We start from the raw sequence: 17,117 nt of genomic DNA, 5'->3' as shown, positions 1-17,117 counted from the left end.
AATGCCTGAACCCACCGAAGAAAAACTCTCCTACCGGCTCATCACGGGTCCCGATACCAAGGAATTCTGCGAGCGGATCTCCACTGCCCTCTCGGAAGGCTACGTGCTGCACGGCAGCCCGGCTGCCACCTTCAATGGCACGGACGTGATCGTGGCGCAGGCCATCATCCTGCCCGCGGCGATCGCCAGCGCGGATGCGGCAGTCGCGTCTGCAGTGGATGCACTCGACGAAGAGTTCGACGGCGAGGGCCACGCATGAGCTATGCAGGCGACCTGAGCCCGCATGATGCCTGGGCCAAACTGGAGCAGGGCGCCATCCTGGTGGACGTCCGCACCGAAGGCGAGTGGGCACACATCGGCATTCCAGACACCAAAGCCACCGAAAACGATCCCCTGTTCATCCAGTGGAACCTTGCCGGTGGGATCCCCAACACGCGTTTCATCGAAGAGCTGACGCAGCAGGCCCCAGAGGCTGGTGGCACCGAACTGGTCTTCCTCTGCCGTTCCGGCCAGCGTTCGATCGCCGCCGCCATCGCCGCAACGCAGGCCGGCTACACCGCCTACAACGTGTTGGAGGGCTTTGAAGGCGAGCCTGACCGCTACGGCGAGCGAACCGTGAACGGCTGGAAAAACCGTGGACTTCCGACGAACCTGGGGAACATCTAAGTGACATTCAATCCTGACGCCGCCGGCTGGGGCCCTGACACCCAGGCAGTCCGCGGCGGCCTTGACCGCACCAATTTCCAGGAAACGTCCGAGGCCGTTTTCCTCAATTCCGGCTTCGTCTACGAATCCGCCGCGGCCGCCGAGCGCGCGTTCACCGGAGAGGACGAACGCTTCGTCTACTCACGCTACGGCAACCCCTCCGTGGCCACTTTCCAGGAGCGCCTCCGCCTGCTCGAAGGCACCGAGGCGTGCTTCGCGACGGCGTCGGGCATGTCCGCTGTCTTCACCGCCCTCGGTGCGTTGCTGGCGGCCGGTGACCGGGTGGTTGCCGCGCGCTCACTGTTCGGTTCCTGCTTCGTCATCCTCAACGAGATCCTGCCGCGCTGGGGAGTCGAGACCGTCTTCGTCGATGGCCCGGACCTGGACCAGTGGCGTGCCGCGTTGTCCGAGCCGACAACGGCAGTGTTCTTCGAGTCGCCGTCGAACCCCATGCAGGAAATCGTCGACATCGCCACGGTGAGTGAGCTGGCACACGCGGCGGGGGCAACCGTCGTCGTCGACAATGTCTTTGCCACTCCCCTGTTGCAGCGCTGCGGCGATCTGGGCGCGGACGTGATCGTCTACTCGGGTACCAAGCACATCGACGGCCAAGGCCGGGTCCTGGGCGGAGCGATCCTGGGCACCAAGGAGTTCATCGACGGTCCCGTCAAGCAGCTCATGCGGCACACCGGGCCATCCCTCTCCGCGTTCAACGCCTGGGTCCTGACCAAGGGCCTCGAAACGATGGGGCTGCGCGTGAACCACTCCTCGGCGTCGGCGCTGCGGATCGCCGAATGGCTTGAGGAACAGCCGGCCATCAGCTGGGTCAAGTACCCACTCTTGAAGTCGCACCCGCAGTACGAGCTCGCCGCGAAGCAGATGAAAGCCGGCGGCACCGTGCTGACCTTCGAGCTGCTCCCCTCCGCGGGACGCTCGGCGAAAGAGGCCGCCTTCGCGCTATTGGACGGGCTCTCCGTCATCGACATCTCGAACAACCTGGGCGATTCCAAGTCCCTCATCACCCACCCTGCCACCACCACGCACCGTGCCATGGGTCCGGAAGGCCGCGCGGCCATCGGGCTGGCTGACGGTGTGGTGCGGCTTTCGGTGGGGCTGGAGGATGTGGACGACCTCATCCGGGACCTGGAGCGGGCCCTCAAGCAGGTCTAGCCGGCTGCGGGTCAGCCCGGCGTGGTTAGCCGGGCGCGTCGCGCCAGTCCTGGCGCACCCAGGTGAGGACGGGCTGCGGTTTGGTGTCGCTCTGGTCCTTCTCTGAGCGCATCGTGATCTGGACGGCGTGCTGGACGACGGCGGCCAGCCCGGCGGAGTCGGGCTGGCCGCCGTTGCTCTCGCTCCACCGCTCGGCAACACCGCGCTGCTCGATCGCACCGTTACCACGGCTAAGGATGGCTGCGATGCCGGCCTTCGCCAAGTCGAATTCACCTTGTTCCGCCAGCACCGGTTCCAGATATTCCACCAACGACCAGACCACGTCGGCGGCAGGCTCGGGCCGAAAGGTTCCAAAGTCCAGGAGTTCGCCGCGGAGTCCAAAGTTGCTTGCCTGCCACGACGCCATCCGCAAAAGCACCGTGGGCACTGCCGCAGGCTCAATGCCGGCATGGTATTCACGCACAGAGGTCTCCACCAAGGCCCTGACGAGCACTGCGATCAACGCGGCGTCCTCGGCCCGGAGGCAGACATCGGCAACGCGAACTTCCACCGTAGGAACGTGCCGGGATAGCCGGGCATCGAAGTAGACCATGCCTTCATCCAGCAGGACACCCGTTTCGATGAGCCTTCGGACCACCCGCCGGTAGGAGGCCAAGGAACCGAAGACGGCCGACGGACCCGAGGACGGCCAACGGTTCCAGGCCTGCGTCCGGTAGCTCTCAAAGCCCGTCGCCAGCCCCCGCCAGAAGGGCGAATTGGCGCTGATCGCGGTGAGGACTGCGAGCTTGTCCCGGATGTGGTCCAGGACCGCCACGCCTTCTTCCGGGGACTCGATCGAGGTGTGTACGTGGAATCCGCAGGTGAGCTGTTCGTGTGCCGTGATGCCGAAGCGTTCGAGCATGACGGCATACCGGGGATCCGGAGTGGTGTGCAAAGCGGCGTCCACAGGTGACGTGGCCAACGCCGCGATCCTGGCACCGTGGCGCCGTGCCGCGTGGCTCGCGAGGCCCCGCCCCTTGCGGATCTGGTGCAACAGTTCGGCGTAGCTACGGCATGGCCTGGTCTGCGTCTCGATCTGCTCAAGTTTGAGCTCATGGGTGAGGGCGGTATCGGCGTCGTCCATGTCCTCAGGGTTGAAGCTGGTTTCGGGGGCGTCCGGGGTGGGGTCGTCTTGATTGACGCCGTCCTGGGCGGGGCTGCGCTGGGGTGCGCCGTTCTGGGCCATGCCCGACAGGAGCGCGTCGGCAAGGGCAAGGGGCTCGCCGGTCACGGGATCGACGATCAGCAACTCCTCTTCCACACCAAAAGTGCGCACGGATCAATTGTGCGCCATGGCAGCCTTTCGGAAATAGGGGCGGGGCTGGGGCTGGGTGGGTCGGGGGTCTGGGTCCCGACGGATTCTGCTGAATCACTCCGGCCATGCGGAACGAGTGTCCCCATATTCCGGGCATTAGTGGAAGCCGCCCCCGGAGTGATCCAGCAGAATGTCGGCCAACTCATCCACATACGCCACATTCCTTGGGGCGTCAGCTGCAATTCCATGGCTAGCTGGATCCATGGATGCCTTGGATTACCTCTCCTCAGTGGGCGGCGTCGCCCGGGTAGGCCTTCTTCGCGCCAACGGCTATACGCCCTCAGCGATCCACAAGCTGGCTTCCGCCGGGGCACACCAACCACGAAAGGGCGTGTGGGCCCTCCCGTCGGCGGATCCGGAATACCTCACGGCGATCCTCAACAACGGGCAGCTCACCTGCGCAAGTGCCGCCTTACGCTACGGCCTGTGGATCAAGGACAAACCCAGGCATGTACACCTGGCCGCGCGCCACTGCCGGGGCAAGGGCTTCGTCCGGCATGGCGGGCTTCGCCTGTCTCCAAAGATTGCCGTCCCCGTGGCATCCGTAGAAGACACCGTCATTCATGCTCTGAGCTGTTTGCCGGACGTGGATGCTATTTCCATTGCGCAGTCGGCCATGCAGCAGTTCGGCATCCCGCAGGCCATGATCGAAAGTGAGATCTCTGCCGACTACTACGGAAACGCCAGAAGGCTGTTGGCAAAGGCAGACGGACTGTCCGAATCCGTACCCGAGATCAGCGCCCGTCTGCTGTTCGAATCGGAAGGCCTGCCATTCCGCCGCCAAGTCCGTATCCGCAGTGTCGGACGGGTCGACTTTTTGATTGGCAGGCGGTTGATCGTTGAAGTCAATGGCTACGCGTTCCATAGTTCCCGGGAGGCGTGGAGGAAAGACATGGCACGACTGAACGCTGCGCAGGTACGTGGCTTTGACGTCCTGAGCTTCGCCCCCGAGAAGATCTGGAACAACCCGGAGCAAGTGATGGAGGAAATCCGCGCCGTCCTGGCCCTGGACAGCGGACGGAAGTGATCGCGACGACGGATTCTGCTGGATCACCGCCACTGGTGGAAGAGACAACCGCGGGTTTCCGGGCCTGGGCGACAGCACACTCTGGGTGATCCAGCAGAATGTTCCGCCCGACCAGGGCCGAGTTCAGCACGGCCATCCGACGCCGTCAGTCCTGGAAGTACTCGATCTTGGCGCCGATGGTGTTGAGCCGCTCGGCCAGGTCCTCGTATCCGCGTTCAATCACGTAGATATTGCGCAACTCGGATGTGCCGCGGGCCCCCAGCATGGCCAACAGCAGGCAAGCGGCAGGACGGAGGGCCGGTGGGCACCCCACTTCCGCCCCACGCCACTTGGTGGGGCCATTGACGTAGATGCGGTGCGGATCGAGGAGCTGTACCTGGGCTCCTAGCTTGTTGAGCTCGGTTAGGTAAATGGCCCGGTTTTCGTAGACCCAGTCGTGGATCATGGTCTGGCCCTCAGCATTGCCAGCGATGACCGCGAAGAAAGGCAAGTTGTCGATGTTCAGCCCGGGGAACGGCATCGGGTGGATCTTGTCCTCGGGGGCGCGCAGTCGGGATGGCTTAGTGGTGACATCCACCAGGCGTGTCCGTCCGTTGCGTGCAAAGTACTCGCCGGAGATGTCCAATTGCTGGCCCATCTGCTCAAGCGTGGCCAGTTCGATCTCCATGAACTCAATCGGAACCCGGCAGATGGTGACCTCCGAGTTGGTCACGATGCCTGCCGTGATGAGGCTCATGGCTTCGATCGGGTCTTCAGACGGGAAGTACTCAATGTCGACGTCGATCGCCGGACGGCCGGTGATCTTCAGGGTGGTTGTCCCGATCCCGTCAATCACCACGCCGAGCCCCTGAAGGTAGAAACAGAGATCCTGCACCATGTAGTTGGGGCTGGCGTTGCGGATCACCGTGGTGCCGCTGCGGTGGGCTGCGGCCATGATGGCGTTCTCCGTCACCGTGTCACCGCGCTCCGTGAGCACGAAGGTGCGGTGATCGCCGTCGGCCGGTGGGGCCTGCACGGAATAGAAGCCGGACTTGGCCTCCACGGAGAGCCCGAACTGCCGCAGCGCCTGCATGTGCGGTTCCACAGTTCGAGTCCCGAGGTCGCAACCGCCGGCGTAAGGCAGCTGGTACGAGGCCGCCTCATCGAGGAGGGGACCCAGCAGCATGATGACGCTGCGAGTGCGGCGCGCCGCCTCCACGTCCATGGAGGCAAGGTCAAGGGTCTTCGGGCGGCGGATGCGCAAATCGTTGCCGTTCAGCCAGGTGCATTCGACACCGATTGAGGTCAAAACCTCGACGATCCGGTTGACTTCTTCGATCCGGGCCAGCCGGCGCAAGGTGGTGGTGCCGCGGTTGATGAGGCTCGCACAAAGCAGCGCGACGCCGGCATTCTTGCTACTGTTGACGTCCACCGAGCCGGAGAGCGTGCGTCCGCCCTCGACACGCAGGTGGGTCATCTGTCGCTTGCCGACTTTGACGATGGTGCGACCGAAGATTGACTCAAGGCGTTCGATCATCCGGAGGCTGAGGTTCTGCTTGCCTTGTTCCATTCGGGCAATGGCGCTTTGGCTGGTGCCCAGTTCGGAAGCGAGCTGTCCCTGTGTCCAGCCCTTTTCGCCGCGGGCGTCGCGAAGAAGGAGACCTACATGTTCGGCAGTCGGTTGCGTCATGACCAATAAATATCATAGATGGTCTACGAAGGCCCATTTTATGGTGCAACACGCCGCATTTTCGGCAGAATAGTCGTTTGGTGCGATATGCGTTGACGCGCCAGCGGCTGGGAGGGAGGCTCAGTCACAGTTCGACGGCGGTGCGGGCGCACTCATGCGGGCCCACCGTACCCGAACACTCCCGTAGGCAAGCCAGCCGGGCCCTAACCCTGCTTCAGCCAGACGAAGTGCCACGTCCCTGCCCATTGGGCTGCGAGCACAGCCGCGGCTGCGATGAACATCCCACCCACCAGGACCCAGGCGTCCAACCGGCTGTAGGTGGATTCGCGCGCCCAGGTCCGCCGGCCACCGCCGAAGCCACGTGCCTCCATGGTCACGGCCAACCGGGATGCCCGGCGGATCGCTTGGACCAGCAGGCCGAAGCTCTGGCCGAGCATGGCCCTAAACCGTTGTAGCGGGCTCCCATGCGAGCCGACACCTCGCGCGCGCCGTGCCATGCCGATGGTCTGCCACTCCTCCGCCATGAGCCCCACGAGCCGCAGCGCGGCCAAGGTACCCAGGACAAAGCGGTGCGGCAGTTTCGCCTTCTGCGCCAAGGCATCGGCAAGATCGGTGGGATCGGTGCAACTCATCAGGAGAATGGCCGGCAACGCGATCGCCAAGCCTCGCAGCATGAACCCAAGCCCCAGCTGGAGCGAGCCTTCGCTGATGGACCAGATCCCGACGTCGAGCAGTATCCTGCCGCTGACAGCTGACAGGATCGCGGTGCTCCAGCCACCCAGCGCTGCCGCGATGATCAGGGGCCAGCCGCGCTGCCACAGCAAGCGCACGGTGAGCCCTGCGAGGGGGAACAACGCCAGTTCGCCGAGGAGCGCTGTCGAGGCGGACACCACGTCAATGGACAACGCCAGCACCAAGGTGATCAGGAAGACCGACACGAACTTGGCCAGCGGATTCGCGCGCGTCAGGAGCGCATTGTTGCCGCGCATGCTCAACGCTTCCCTCATGCCGCACCCGCTTCCTGCCGGGCGCTGCCTTGGAACGCAGGCGCAAGCCGCATCTCGGTGCCGCCCAGGACGGAGCTGAATTCCTGGTCGTGGGTCACGGAAACAACGGAGGTGCCGGCGTCGAGCAGTTCGGACAGGAAGGACGCAAGCTCAGCCCAGGTGTTGGCGTCCTGGCCAAAAGTGGGTTCGTCCAGCACCAGGACCCGCGGGTGCGCGGCAAGCACGGTGGCCACGGACAGCCGGCGCTTTTCCCCGCCGGAGAGCGTGTACGGATTGGCGTCCACCAAGTGCCCCAGCCTCAGCCGTTCCAGCAACTCGTCCACGCGCTCCTCGCCGTGTCCAAGGTGCTTGGGTCCGAACATCAACTCGTCGAGCACCCGGCCGGTGACGAACTGGTGTTCTGGTTCCTGGAACACGGTCCCGATCCGCGAGATCAGTTGCTGGGCCTTCCACTTGAAAGGATCGGCGCCAGCGCCGTCGCTGAGCCCGACGGCGGCAGTCACCGTGCCGGCCACGGGCGCCAGCAGCCCGGCGAGGGTCAAGGCGAAGGTAGATTTTCCGGCACCATTCGGGCCCGTGATGGTCAGCGCCTGGCCGGCGAGCACCTGGGCGTCGAGCCCGGTCTGCACAGGTTGAGGCGGGATGGTTGTGAACCCGCGGCGGCGTGCCCGTTCACGTGACACTGCAAGCTCCCGGGTGGCGAGCAGCAACTCTCCACCGCCCGCCGCGCCGGAGCCGCCTGCTGTTCTGGAACGTGGCCGGGTGGCCGGCACATAACCGGGAACCCAGACGCCCGCCGTAGTGAGCATGTCCCTTGCTTGCGCCAGAACCGTGTCCGGATCGCCGTCCAGGAGCACCGCCGGCGTCGAGCCTTCCTCGGAAGAGCCGCTACCCGGCTGAAGGACCACGATCCGGTCCACCAGGTCTTTCCAGACGGAGACCCGATGCTCCACCACCACCAGGGTGGCGCCGGTCTTGTCCAGGCAACGGCCTACGGCATCGCGGACCTCCAGCACGCCGGCAGGGTCCAAGTTGGCGGTCGGCTCGTCGAGGAGGATCAAGCCCGGCCGCATCGCCAGGATGCCAGCCAGCGCGAGGCGCTGTTTCTGCCCACCGGAGAGGGCCGACGTCGGGTGGTCCAACGCAAAGCTGCCGCTGGCACTATTCCGCAGCCCGACGTCGTCGAGCGCTTCATGGACCCGCTTCCAGATCTCTTCCCCCGGCACGCAAAGATTCTCGGCACCGAAGGCGACGTCGTCACCCAGCCGGGAAAGCACCACCTGGGTTTCAGGGTCCTGTTGCATGAGTCCGGCACGTCCCCGCTGTGCCCTCGGCGAGACGCCGTCCACCAGCAACGAGCCGGTCTCGTCGGCGTCGTCGCCTTCTTCGCCCAGCACTCCCGCGAGAGCATGCAGGAGCGTCGACTTGCCTGCGCCCGAGGGGCCAAGCAGCAGCACCCGCTCGCCCGGACGGATGTCCAGGTCCAGGGCGTGGATGGCCTGCGTGGTGCGGCCCGCGTGCCGCCAGCCCCAGCCTTGCGCGGAAATGGCGGCGGGTCGCACCACAGCAGGAGTGCCGGAATCAGGACTGGGCATCAGGAAAAGACGGGCTCCGAGGCGGCCTTGCGGGACGCGAACGCACTCAACACACCGGTCTTGGCGAGGCCGCGGGTCGCGATCCAGGACAGGGCACCGGCGATGACGGCCCCGGAAATCGTGCAGAACGCGATGTACGCGAGCTTAGCAACGGCTTCGTACTCGATGTTCCAGCCCCACGGCAGGAAGGAATCGTTCAGTCCGCAGAACAAGCCCGCACCGGCTCCGGCCAGCAGGGATACCGGCAGGTTGAACTTCTTGTACATGAACGCCAGGAAAACGAGTTCCGCGCCCAGGCCCTGGAGCAGTCCCGAGATCAGGACCGTGGTGCCGTACTGGTTACCCATGATGAGCTCGCTGGTGGCGGCCACTATTTCGCAGAAAATTGCCGCACCGGGCTTGCGGACAATGAGCATGCCCAGCACTGCCGGAATCATCCAACCGCCGGCGATCAGGCCGCCCAGCGGCGGGTAGCCGGCGGTCGCGGGCGTGACAACGAGAGCCATCTGGTCCCATGCCCAGAAGATCACGCCGCCGGCAATCGAGATCAGTGCCGCCACGACGATGTCCACGACGCGCCAGTTGTAACCGGGCTTGGTGAGGCCCGGCTTTGCAGAAATACCAGTCATTTTGTCCTCCTGAGGAACAGGAGGGGAAAGTGTTTCCGGTTTGCCTGCGAGCGGCTTCCGCCGCCGGTTCCGGACACTATGAGAACTCGACTCCCTTGCGCCGGTACTAGCCGGATCAGGTTCGAGGGTCTGCGGCTGTCCGCACTCTCAGCGCCCCTCCTCCGTGCCGCATTGCTGCGAGCCCGACGGCGGCGCTCCCCTGTCGTTATCAATCCACCCTTTTGGGCGTGGTTCAGTTTACACCTTGGCGGGGTTGCCGAGCGGAAAGCGACGGATTCTGCTGGATCACTCGCTGGGCGGGCGCGAGCAGGCCCGAAATGGCACGGGCGGCCACCGAAGCTGGGAGAATGATCCAGCAGAATCCGACGCAGCAAGCAGGGCAAAGGAGCGGTCTTGACAGGCAAAGGCGAAGCGAACAGCACCATGGTGACCGAACCGAGGCTCGCCGCAAGCGTGATCCTGGTCCGCGATGCTCCCATTCCCGCGAGCCCTGGAGGTTCGGCCCGTTCTGAAGGTGCCGGCGGCGCGGCGATTTCCGAAGGTGCCGTGAGCGATCTGGAAGTGTTCGTCCAGCACCGGGTGTCCACGATGGATTTCGCCGCGGGCATGGTGGTCTTCCCCGGGGGCCGGGTGGATCACGCGGACAGCACCGGCTGGAACTTCACGGACGACGTCGTTGAGCAGCATGCCGCCGCGTGGCACCGGAGCAGCATCGCCGTCGAGCCTGCATCGGCTCGGCACAATGCCGGCCGGGTGCTGGCGGCCGCGCAACGTGAGGTGTTCGAAGAGGCCGGGCTGAAGCTCGACGCCGCCACCCTCCGCCCATGGGCCAACTGGGTCACTCCGGAAGACCAGCCCAAGCGCTTCGACACGTATTTCTACGTTGCCTGCCCGTCCGTTGGGGCCGAGCCGCAGCACCAGACGACGGAGGCGTCGTCATCACTGTGGATGCCAGTCCGCGGAATCCTGGATGCCGAGGCTGCGGGAACCCTCAAGCTCATGCCGCCCACTTTGGTCCTGCTTGATGAACTGCTCGCGCTCGGCACGGTGGAGGCCGTGTTGGCTGAAGAGCGTGACATCGTGCCCGTGCGGCCGGAGCCCGGAGCACTGCAGGAGTTCTTCCGGCTCAGGCGCCAACCCCCATCCGTTGCGCCGTGACTGTCCTGAAGTGGGGTTAGGCTGGGGATGGTCCTGTTTCCTCCCGCAAGGAGTCCCGGAATGAACCTGCTCTTCAAACTGCTCGGCACCGGTGTGAGCATCGGCGCAGGAATCGTCGGCAGCAAGCTCGTCAACGCATTGTGGGAAAAGGCCACGGGCAACAAGCCGCCCAAAGGCCACGACGACATGGAAACCAGCCTGCGCTCAGCGCTGACCTTCGCCCTGATTTCGGCCGCTGTCAGCACCATCATCCAGGTTGTAGCCGGCCGCAGTACCCAGCGAGCCATCTCACGCTTCTCGAAGACGCCGGACATCGTCTAGGACGAGGCGCCGCCATTCCCCTTGGGCCGGCTATCCCCTGTGATGCTGCCCGGGTGCCCACCGTTCCGGCTGGGGGGCGCGTCCGGGCCTGCCCCTTGAGCTTTCTCGGCTGCCCGCTCACCAGCAGCACGCAACACCACGGCCTCGAGTTCGTCTGCGCTGAGCAGTTCGGGGTGGAGGTGCTTCGTCCTGTAGCCTGCACGGCCCACCATGTGTGCGGACACCGGCACTGTCAGCAGTTGGAAAATCCACGCGACCAGCAGGACCGGCCATACCCACCATTCGCGCAGCTGCAGCCCGATGGCCGCCAAGACCAGGAACAGCCCCAACACTTGTGGCTTGGTGGCTGCATGCATGCGGCTCATGAGGTCCGGGAAGCGCAGCAAGCCGATTGCCGCGCCCAACGACATCAGGGCACCAACAATCAGAAGCACCGCGGTCACTGCATCGATCACGGCATCCACTCCGGTGGCGTTAGGAGTCATTGGCTTGTCCCCTCCGGTCGGCCACGAAGCGGGCCACGGTCACCGAACCGATAAACCCGATCAACGTCAGCGCCACGAGCAGCACGAGGTTATTGAGGTGCCGGTTAACGGCCATGTCGATCGCCAGCGCCGCGCCCAGGATGGCCAGGAGAACGTCCGAGGCGAGCACGCGGTCCAACAGGGACGGCCCGACGGCGATCCTGTAGATCGCGCCGGCCGCCGCGAGGCTGAGAATCACCGCAGTAACGATCAGCACGATGTCTTTCATGAACTGGCTCCCCTCGTTGCAGGCCAGCCTTCGGCCTGGAGTGCGTCCACTTCCGCCTGTGTGCCCATGATCCGTATCAAAGAGGCCTCGGTGTCCTGGACTTCCCGGCGCAGCTTGGCGGTGTCTGAATCGTTGCGGACATTGAGCCCGTGGATGTAAAGAGTGGACGTAGAACGGTCCACCTCAACCACCAGCGAACCCGGGATCAGCGAAATCACGTGTCCCGTGGCGGTGACCATGAGGTCGGAATGGCTACGTAACGGAACAGCGACGACCGCGTTGGTCACCGAGGGCCCGCGGAAGATCGCCAAGTACATGACCTGGAAGCTCGCGGCCACCACTTTGCCAAGGAACACCACGACGAAAGGAATGGCACGCAGCACGTTGAAGCGTCCGCTGAGCTCCACGGGAGGCAAGTAGAAGACCCTGGCCACTATCACCGCAATCAAGGCACCGAAGACGAGGTTTCCCGGGCTGAAGTCCCGCCAGAGAGCGCCCCAGACCACCACCAGCCAGACCAGCAGGGGCAACTCGGTCAGGAATGAAATCCGTCTGCGGCTCACTTGCCACCTCCTTGCGCTGCCGCGGGCGCGCCCGGTGATGCCCCGCCAGCTGGCGAGCCCGCGGGCGTGTCGCCCTTTGGCGCGGCGATTCCTGGAATCCGGGCATGCTCGCCAAGCACGGAGCGGATGTATGCCGTGCGGTCCAGCATCTGTTCCGCGGAGTTGCCGGCCAATTGGAACAGCGGACCTGCAAAGACGGTCAGCGCCACACCAAAGACCACTAGCGCGGCGGTTGGCCCCACCATGGTCCTCGGAAGCAGTCCGACGCCGGCCGCGTCCTTCAGCACGGGGTCCGGGTACTCCGCATCCTCGGGTTTCCGCCAGAATGCGCGGTTCCAGACGCGGGCAACGGCCAGCAAGGTCAAGAGGCTGGTGACCACCCCGCCCACCACCAAGGTAATAGCCAAAGGCGTGCCAAGGGCAATGCCGGCCTGCATGAGCCCGAGTTTCCCCAGGAACCCCGAGAACGGCGGGATTCCGGCGAGGTTCATGGCGGGAATGAAGAACAAGAGCGCAAGGAGCGGGGACAGTTTGGCCAGCCCACCGAGCCTGTCCATGGACGAGCTCCCTCCGCGGCGCTCGATCAGGCCCGTCACCAGGAACAGGCTCGTTTGGACGGTGATGTGGTGGGCCACGTAGAAGACGGCAGCTGCAAGCCCCGCAATCGAGGACATGGCTAGGCCGAACACCATGTAACCGATATGGCTGACCAAGGTGAAGGAGAGCAAACGTTTTATGTCGCTCTGGGCTATGGCGCCGAGGATACCCACCAGCATGGTCAGTAGCGCCACCACCATCAACGGGGTGTTCAACGTGTCCCCTGGAAACAGAAGCGTCTCCGTACGGACCATCGCGTAGACGCCTACTTTGGTGAGCAAGCCGGCGAACACGGCGGTGACCGGTGCGGGGGCTGTCGGATACGAGTCAGGGAGCCAGAAGGACAGCGGGAACACCGCGGCCTTGATGCCGAACGCCACCAGCAGCATGACGTGGAGCAAGTTCCTGGTGCCCGGGTCCAATTCGGCAAGCTTGATGGCGAGGTCCGCCATGGTGATGGTTCCAGTAGCGCCGTAAATCATCGCAATGGCGATCAGGAACAACACCGAGGACACTCCGGACACCACCACATAGGTGACCCCTGCGCGGATACGCGGGCCGGTCCCGCCCAGTGTCATAAGCACATAGCTCGCTGTGAGCAGGATTTCAAAACCGACGTACAGGTTAAAGAGGTCACCCGTGAGGAAGGCGTTGGAAACCCCGGCCACCAGGATCAAGTAGGTCGGGTGGAAGATCGACACCGGTGCTTCGCGGTCGCCGTCGGCCATGCCTTGACCCGTGGCGTAGATCAGAACCGCGAGGCTGATGACGGAGGAAACCACCAGCATGAGGGAAGAGAACTGGTCCACCACCATCACGACGCCCCAAGGCGGTTGCCAGCCGCCCAGTGTGACAGATGCCGCGCCGGTGGTCCAGACCGAGGCAAGGAGCAAGCATTCCAGGAGCAGGGTAAGGGACAACAGGCCGATGCTGACCATGCGCTGCCCCAGCGGGTTCCTGTTCAGGGCGAATGTCAGTGCGGCACCGAGGATGGGAAGGACGACGGCGAGCGGCGCCAGGCTGGCGATGTTCACTCGGAGCCTCCTTCCTTGGCTGCTTCGGTGACTGCCGTAACAGGGAACTCCGACGTTTCTTCGGGGACCACAGAATCGTCCTCGGCGTCAAAGCTGGGCGTCTTGGCCACGCGACGGTCTTCAGCGTCATCCTGGATGTCGTCTTGGCGTGCCAACGCCCAGGTCCGGTAGATGATGCCGAGCATGAAGGCCGTCACCGCGAAGGAAATCACGATCGATGTCAAGATCAAGGCTTGCGGCAAAGGATCGTTGTAGTCGCGCGGATCCGTCGATTTGTTGAAGAGTGGAGCAAGTCCGGCATAGCCACCGGTGGACAGGAGCAGCAGGTTGGTAGCGTTGGCCAGAAGCATCAGCCCCAGCAGCACTCGGGTCAAGCTGCGTTCCAGGATCAGATAGATTCCGCAGGCATACAGCAAGCCCATGGCGATCAACAAGGTCAGGTTGATGCTCATGGTGTCCCCTTCCCGGACACCGTGGATGCCGTGGACGCCCCAGCCCCGCTGGCCGTGGCCGTCGAAGCTCCGGCCCGGGTTTCCCCGGATCCACCTGAATCTCGGCTGGCGGTCTCTTCGAAGTGTTCGTCGATCTCGGCTCCCAAGCTGCGCAACACGTCCAATGCAAGGCCTACCACCACGAGGTAAACGCCGATGTCGAAGATCGTGGAGGTGACGAATTTGATGTCACCGAACAGCGGCAGCCAGAACCCGATGATGGCGCTTTGGAACACTTGGCCGCCCAGAAGCAGCGGAACGAAGCCCGCCGCGGCCGCCGTCGCAAGACCCGTTCCCAGCAGCATGCCGGCGCTGATCGGTGCGGCTTCCCGTAACTCGAAGCGTCCGCCGGCCAAATAGCGGATGGTCAGGGCGAGCCCGGCCGTGAGTCCGCCTGCAAAGCCGCCGCCCGGAAGGTTGTGTCCGGCCAGCAGCAGATACACCGAGAAAACGATCAGCGAGTGGAAAATCAGCCGAGTAACCACCTCGAAAATGATGGAACGGCGTTCGGGTGCCAAGGTTCGGCCAGCCACAAGCCAGGGGTCCGTCAGAGATCCGGCGAACTTGCGCACGATTGCAAGTGAAGCGTCCTCGCGCGAACTGCCCCCGACGGCGGCGCGCCTTCCCACAGTGCCTTCGGGCACCGTGGCCGCCTTGTTGAGGCGCTCACCCCGGCTGCGCACAAAGATCAAGCTCGCGACGCCGGTTGCCGCAACCGCGAGCACTGAAATCTCACCGAAGGTATCCCACGCCCGGATGTCCACGAGCGTCACGTTGACGACGTTAAGGCCGCCACCGCCTTCGTAGGCAAGCCGGGGGAAGGAGAGCGACACCGGCTCCGCGATCCGGGCTCCCATGGCGTAGATCGCCACGAAGATCATGGTGACGCCGAACGCTACGCCGATAATGACGCGCACCACCCGGTACTTGCCGCCGGTACGGTCCCGGAGCTCCGGGGGGAGGCTGCGCATCGCCAGGAGGAAAGCCACCAGGATGATGGTCTCCACGAGCATCTGGGTCAGGGCGAGGTCCGGGGCTCCCTGTAACGCGAACATCAGGGCGATGCCGTAGCCGGTGACGGAGACCATCAGCACGGCGAGGAAGCGCTTGTTGGCACGAACGGCGGCCAACGCGCCAACAACGATTCCCGCCGCGGCGATAAGCTGGAGCGGCGAGTTCGGGTCGATCAGGTAGAGACCACCCGGAAGTGGTTTGTTGGCCATGATGAGGGCCGTCAGCGGGACGGCGAAAGCCACCGTGAGGATGACTGCCAAGTAGAAGTACAGGGAACCGCGCTGCGTGCGCCCCGTGACCCACACTGCGACGTCGTCCAGGGCGCCGATGGTGCGCTGGTAGGCGCGATCGCCGTCCACCCAGTCCGGGATACGGCTCTGCGCCCGGGACACAGGGTTCCGGCCATAGAACATCGCGACGCCGGCCGCGAACGTTACGGCGGTCAGGCCCAACGCGGTCGTCAACCCGTGCCACAGCGCCAGGTGGCTGGCAACGGCACTTTCTGCTCCGGCGTCGTGCCCTGCAAAAAGAGCCGCATACGGCTGAATCCACCCATCAACCGGATCCGGCCACAGGCCGTACCCGATGGTGAGGAAGCTCAGAATGGCGGGCGCCGCCAGGAACGATGGCTGGACGGCTTTGAACGGCGTCCGGTCCACGCCCAGCTTGGTGGCGAACGCGCCCCACATGAAGCGGGCGCTGTAGGCGAAGGTGAGGATGGACCCCAAGACCAAACCCGCCAGGAGGACCAGTCCCCAAGGTTGGGAGGCAGCGCCGGCGCGGTAGTGGACGAACGCCTCGAACACGGATTCCTTGGCAACGAAGCCAGCCAGCGGCGGTATTCCGGCCATGGACGCGGCGGCGATCCCAGCCACGATGGCAAGGGCTCGCGAGGACTTGTACACCCCGGAGAGTTTGCGGATATCGCGTGTGCCGGAGTGGCGGTCGATGATGCCCACCACCAGGAACAACGAAGCCTTGAAGAGGCCGTGTGCCAGCAGGAGCGCGAGTCCGGCGAGCGCGGCGTCTGGCCGGCCGAGGCCCACCACCATGGTCAGGAACCCGAGTTGGCTGACTGTGCCGTAGGCGAGGATGAGCTTGATATCGGTCTGCCGGAGCGCCCGATACCCGCCCACCAGCATCGTCGCCAGGCCCAGTCCGAGCACCAGGGGCAACCAGTAGGGGCTTTCGCTGAACCCCGGTGCCATGCGCGCCACGATATAGATACCGGCCTTCACCATGGCTGCTGCGTGCAGGTACGCGCTCACGGGGGTAGGCGCGGCCATGGCACCCGGGAGCCAAAAGTGGAACGGGACAAGCGCTGATTTGGTAATCGCACCTACCAGGATGAGTACGACGGCGGCAGCGACAGCACCCTGGGCCGGTCCCGCGACGAGGGTGGCTGCTTGAGCCATGACCGCCGAAATCCGGTACGTTCCGGCCGCGTGGCCCAGAATGATCAGGCCGACGAGCATAGCGAGGCCACCGGCGGTGGTGACCATGAGGGCCTGCAACGCCGAGCGCCGGGCGGCGAGGCGGGTGCGCGCGTAGCCGATCAGGAGATAGGACAGGACTGTGGTGAGTTCCCAGAAGATGAACATCATCAGGAGGTCGTCGGCCGTCACCAGGCCGAACATCGCTCCGGCAAAGGCAAGCAGTTGGGCCCCAAACCCGCCCAGATCGGGGTCCTTGTTCTTGAAGTAACGGGCGCAATAGACCAAGACGAGCGCGCCGACACCCAAGACCAGCAAGGACATCACCCAGGCCAAGGGGTCCAAGCGGAAGGCAAACTCGAGCTTGAGGTTGGGAATCCAGGGGAGGGTCTCCTCGACGAAGCCGCCCGCTGTGCCTGCGCCGGAGCCAGCAAGGTTCTTGCCGGGATAGACCTGGTCATACTGCAAAAGCAGCCAGACGAAAGCCCCGGTGGGAACCGCTGCGAGGACGTAGAAGGCATTCCTTTGGAGTTTCCGGAAGATCCAGGGCGCCCCAGTTGCCGCTGCAAAGGTCACGGCAAGAACTGTGATCACTGG

The 17,117-nt window shown here is 64.5% G+C and carries 17 protein-coding genes and 1 riboswitch; of the genes, 6 read left to right on the top strand and 11 right to left on the bottom strand.

The window, feature by feature from the left end:
* The first annotated feature begins 1 nt into the window (after position 1).
* Genes AC3ANQ_RS01935 through AC3ANQ_RS01925 form a run of 3 tightly spaced genes read left to right on the top strand, consistent with a single transcriptional unit; the run spans position 2 to position 1,875 of the window.
* Entirely contained in the window at positions 2–259 is a 258-nt protein-coding gene (locus AC3ANQ_RS01935) for a DUF1737 domain-containing protein (protein WP_395799402.1), read from the top strand.
* Entirely contained in the window at positions 256–666 is a 411-nt protein-coding gene (locus tag AC3ANQ_RS01930; protein WP_488303550.1) for a rhodanese-like domain-containing protein, read from the top strand. Before AC3ANQ_RS01935 ends, AC3ANQ_RS01930 begins: the two co-directional genes overlap by 4 nt.
* Positions 667–1,875, top strand: a complete 1,209-nt coding sequence (locus AC3ANQ_RS01925; RefSeq protein WP_488303549.1) for an O-succinylhomoserine sulfhydrylase — start codon at positions 667–669, stop codon at positions 1,873–1,875. It abuts the gene before it with no gap.
* Positions 1,876–1,900: 25 nt separating this feature from the next.
* On the opposite strand, the gene AC3ANQ_RS01920 is transcribed toward AC3ANQ_RS01925, so the two are convergent.
* Entirely contained in the window at positions 1,901–3,190 is a 1,290-nt protein-coding gene (locus tag AC3ANQ_RS01920; protein WP_488303548.1) for a glutamate--cysteine ligase 2, read from the bottom strand.
* Positions 3,191–3,431: 241 nt separating this feature from the next.
* Between AC3ANQ_RS01920 and AC3ANQ_RS01915 the strand changes: the two genes are divergently transcribed.
* Positions 3,432–4,256 carry an endonuclease domain-containing protein gene (locus tag AC3ANQ_RS01915; RefSeq protein ID WP_488303547.1) on the top strand — a complete coding sequence of 275 codons (825 nt, stop codon included), beginning with the start codon at positions 3,432–3,434 and terminating at the stop codon, positions 4,254–4,256.
* 145 nt (positions 4,257–4,401) lie between these two features.
* Here the strand turns inward: AC3ANQ_RS01915 and AC3ANQ_RS01910 are convergent, their stop codons facing one another.
* From AC3ANQ_RS01910 to AC3ANQ_RS01895, 4 genes are all read right to left on the bottom strand, one after another.
* Entirely contained in the window at positions 4,402–5,925 is a 1,524-nt protein-coding gene (locus AC3ANQ_RS01910) for a UDP-N-acetylglucosamine 1-carboxyvinyltransferase (RefSeq protein WP_488303546.1), read from the bottom strand.
* A gap of 203 nt (positions 5,926–6,128) precedes the next feature.
* Entirely contained in the window at positions 6,129–6,932 is an 804-nt protein-coding gene (locus AC3ANQ_RS01905) for an energy-coupling factor transporter transmembrane component T family protein (RefSeq protein ID WP_488303545.1), read from the bottom strand.
* Entirely contained in the window at positions 6,929–8,527 is a 1,599-nt protein-coding gene (locus AC3ANQ_RS01900) for an ABC transporter ATP-binding protein (protein ID WP_488303544.1), read from the bottom strand. Before AC3ANQ_RS01900 ends, AC3ANQ_RS01905 begins: the two co-directional genes overlap by 4 nt.
* Positions 8,527–9,156 carry an ECF transporter S component gene (locus tag AC3ANQ_RS01895; RefSeq protein ID WP_488303543.1) on the bottom strand — a complete coding sequence of 210 codons (630 nt, stop codon included), beginning with the start codon at positions 9,154–9,156 and terminating at the stop codon, positions 8,527–8,529. Before AC3ANQ_RS01895 ends, AC3ANQ_RS01900 begins: the two co-directional genes overlap by 1 nt.
* A 74-nt stretch (positions 9,157–9,230) precedes the next feature.
* A riboswitch (TPP riboswitch) is annotated at positions 9,231–9,367 on the bottom strand.
* Between the two features lie 182 nt (positions 9,368–9,549).
* On the opposite strand from AC3ANQ_RS01895, the gene AC3ANQ_RS01890 reads away from it, so the two are divergent.
* Both AC3ANQ_RS01890 and AC3ANQ_RS01885 read left to right on the top strand, forming a co-directional pair.
* Positions 9,550–10,314: an NUDIX hydrolase gene (locus tag AC3ANQ_RS01890; RefSeq protein WP_488303542.1), complete on the top strand. Its 765-nt coding sequence runs from the start codon at positions 9,550–9,552 to the stop codon at positions 10,312–10,314.
* A 60-nt stretch (positions 10,315–10,374) separates the two neighbouring features.
* Entirely contained in the window at positions 10,375–10,635 is a 261-nt protein-coding gene (locus AC3ANQ_RS01885) for a DUF4235 domain-containing protein (protein ID WP_268020140.1), read from the top strand.
* Here AC3ANQ_RS01885 and mnhG read toward each other — a convergent pair.
* Genes mnhG through AC3ANQ_RS01855 form a run of 6 tightly spaced genes read right to left on the bottom strand, consistent with a single transcriptional unit; the run spans position 10,632 to position 17,114 of the window.
* On the bottom strand, positions 10,632–11,120 hold the full coding sequence (gene mnhG, locus AC3ANQ_RS01880) for a monovalent cation/H(+) antiporter subunit G (protein ID WP_488303541.1): 489 nt from the start codon (positions 11,118–11,120) through the stop codon (positions 10,632–10,634). The genes AC3ANQ_RS01885 and mnhG overlap by 4 nt on opposite strands.
* Complete coding sequence (locus AC3ANQ_RS01875) at positions 11,110–11,388, bottom strand: MrpF/PhaF family protein (RefSeq protein WP_488303540.1); 279 nt, start codon at positions 11,386–11,388, stop codon at positions 11,110–11,112. The genes mnhG and AC3ANQ_RS01875 overlap by 11 nt, the downstream gene beginning before the upstream one ends.
* Positions 11,385–11,951 carry a Na+/H+ antiporter subunit E gene (locus AC3ANQ_RS01870; protein ID WP_488303539.1) on the bottom strand — a complete coding sequence of 189 codons (567 nt, stop codon included), beginning with the start codon at positions 11,949–11,951 and terminating at the stop codon, positions 11,385–11,387. Before AC3ANQ_RS01870 ends, AC3ANQ_RS01875 begins: the two co-directional genes overlap by 4 nt.
* A complete protein-coding gene (locus tag AC3ANQ_RS01865; protein WP_488303538.1) occupies positions 11,948–13,582 on the bottom strand; it encodes a Na+/H+ antiporter subunit D in 1,635 nt (544 codons plus the stop codon). The genes AC3ANQ_RS01870 and AC3ANQ_RS01865 overlap by 4 nt, the downstream gene beginning before the upstream one ends.
* Positions 13,579–14,034 carry a Na(+)/H(+) antiporter subunit C gene (locus AC3ANQ_RS01860; protein ID WP_488303537.1) on the bottom strand — a complete coding sequence of 152 codons (456 nt, stop codon included), beginning with the start codon at positions 14,032–14,034 and terminating at the stop codon, positions 13,579–13,581. The genes AC3ANQ_RS01865 and AC3ANQ_RS01860 overlap by 4 nt, the downstream gene beginning before the upstream one ends.
* A complete protein-coding gene (locus AC3ANQ_RS01855) occupies positions 14,031–17,114 on the bottom strand; it encodes a Na+/H+ antiporter subunit A (RefSeq protein ID WP_488303536.1) in 3,084 nt (1,027 codons plus the stop codon). The genes AC3ANQ_RS01860 and AC3ANQ_RS01855 overlap by 4 nt, the downstream gene beginning before the upstream one ends.
* Positions 17,115–17,117: the final 3 nt, after the last annotated feature.

Source organism: Arthrobacter sp. DMZ02-1R (genome assembly GCF_057747935.1).
This window is presented reverse-complemented; position numbering and strand designations above follow the sequence as displayed.

Excerpts from the sequence above, each read along its gene's own strand:
- AC3ANQ_RS01935 (WP_395799402.1), top strand. The coding sequence starts at position 2 with ATGCCTGAACCCACCGAAGAAAAACTCTCCTACCGGCTCATCACGGGT.
- AC3ANQ_RS01875 (WP_488303540.1), bottom strand. The coding sequence starts at position 11,388 with ATGAAAGACATCGTGCTGATCGTTACTGCGGTGATTCTCAGCCTCGCG.
- AC3ANQ_RS01905 (WP_488303545.1), bottom strand. The coding sequence starts at position 6,932 with ATGAGGGAAGCGTTGAGCATGCGCGGCAACAATGCGCTCCTGACGCGC.
- AC3ANQ_RS01900 (WP_488303544.1), bottom strand. The coding sequence starts at position 8,527 with ATGCCCAGTCCTGATTCCGGCACTCCTGCTGTGGTGCGACCCGCCGCC.
- AC3ANQ_RS01930 (WP_488303550.1), top strand. The coding sequence starts at position 256 with ATGAGCTATGCAGGCGACCTGAGCCCGCATGATGCCTGGGCCAAACTG.
- AC3ANQ_RS01910 (WP_488303546.1), bottom strand. The coding sequence starts at position 5,925 with ATGACGCAACCGACTGCCGAACATGTAGGTCTCCTTCTTCGCGACGCC.
- mnhG (WP_488303541.1), bottom strand. The coding sequence starts at position 11,120 with ATGACTCCTAACGCCACCGGAGTGGATGCCGTGATCGATGCAGTGACC.
- AC3ANQ_RS01895 (WP_488303543.1), bottom strand. The coding sequence starts at position 9,156 with ATGACTGGTATTTCTGCAAAGCCGGGCCTCACCAAGCCCGGTTACAAC.
- AC3ANQ_RS01885 (WP_268020140.1), top strand. The coding sequence starts at position 10,375 with ATGAACCTGCTCTTCAAACTGCTCGGCACCGGTGTGAGCATCGGCGCA.
- AC3ANQ_RS01860 (WP_488303537.1), bottom strand. The coding sequence starts at position 14,034 with ATGAGCATCAACCTGACCTTGTTGATCGCCATGGGCTTGCTGTATGCC.
- AC3ANQ_RS01915 (WP_488303547.1), top strand. The coding sequence starts at position 3,432 with ATGGATGCCTTGGATTACCTCTCCTCAGTGGGCGGCGTCGCCCGGGTA.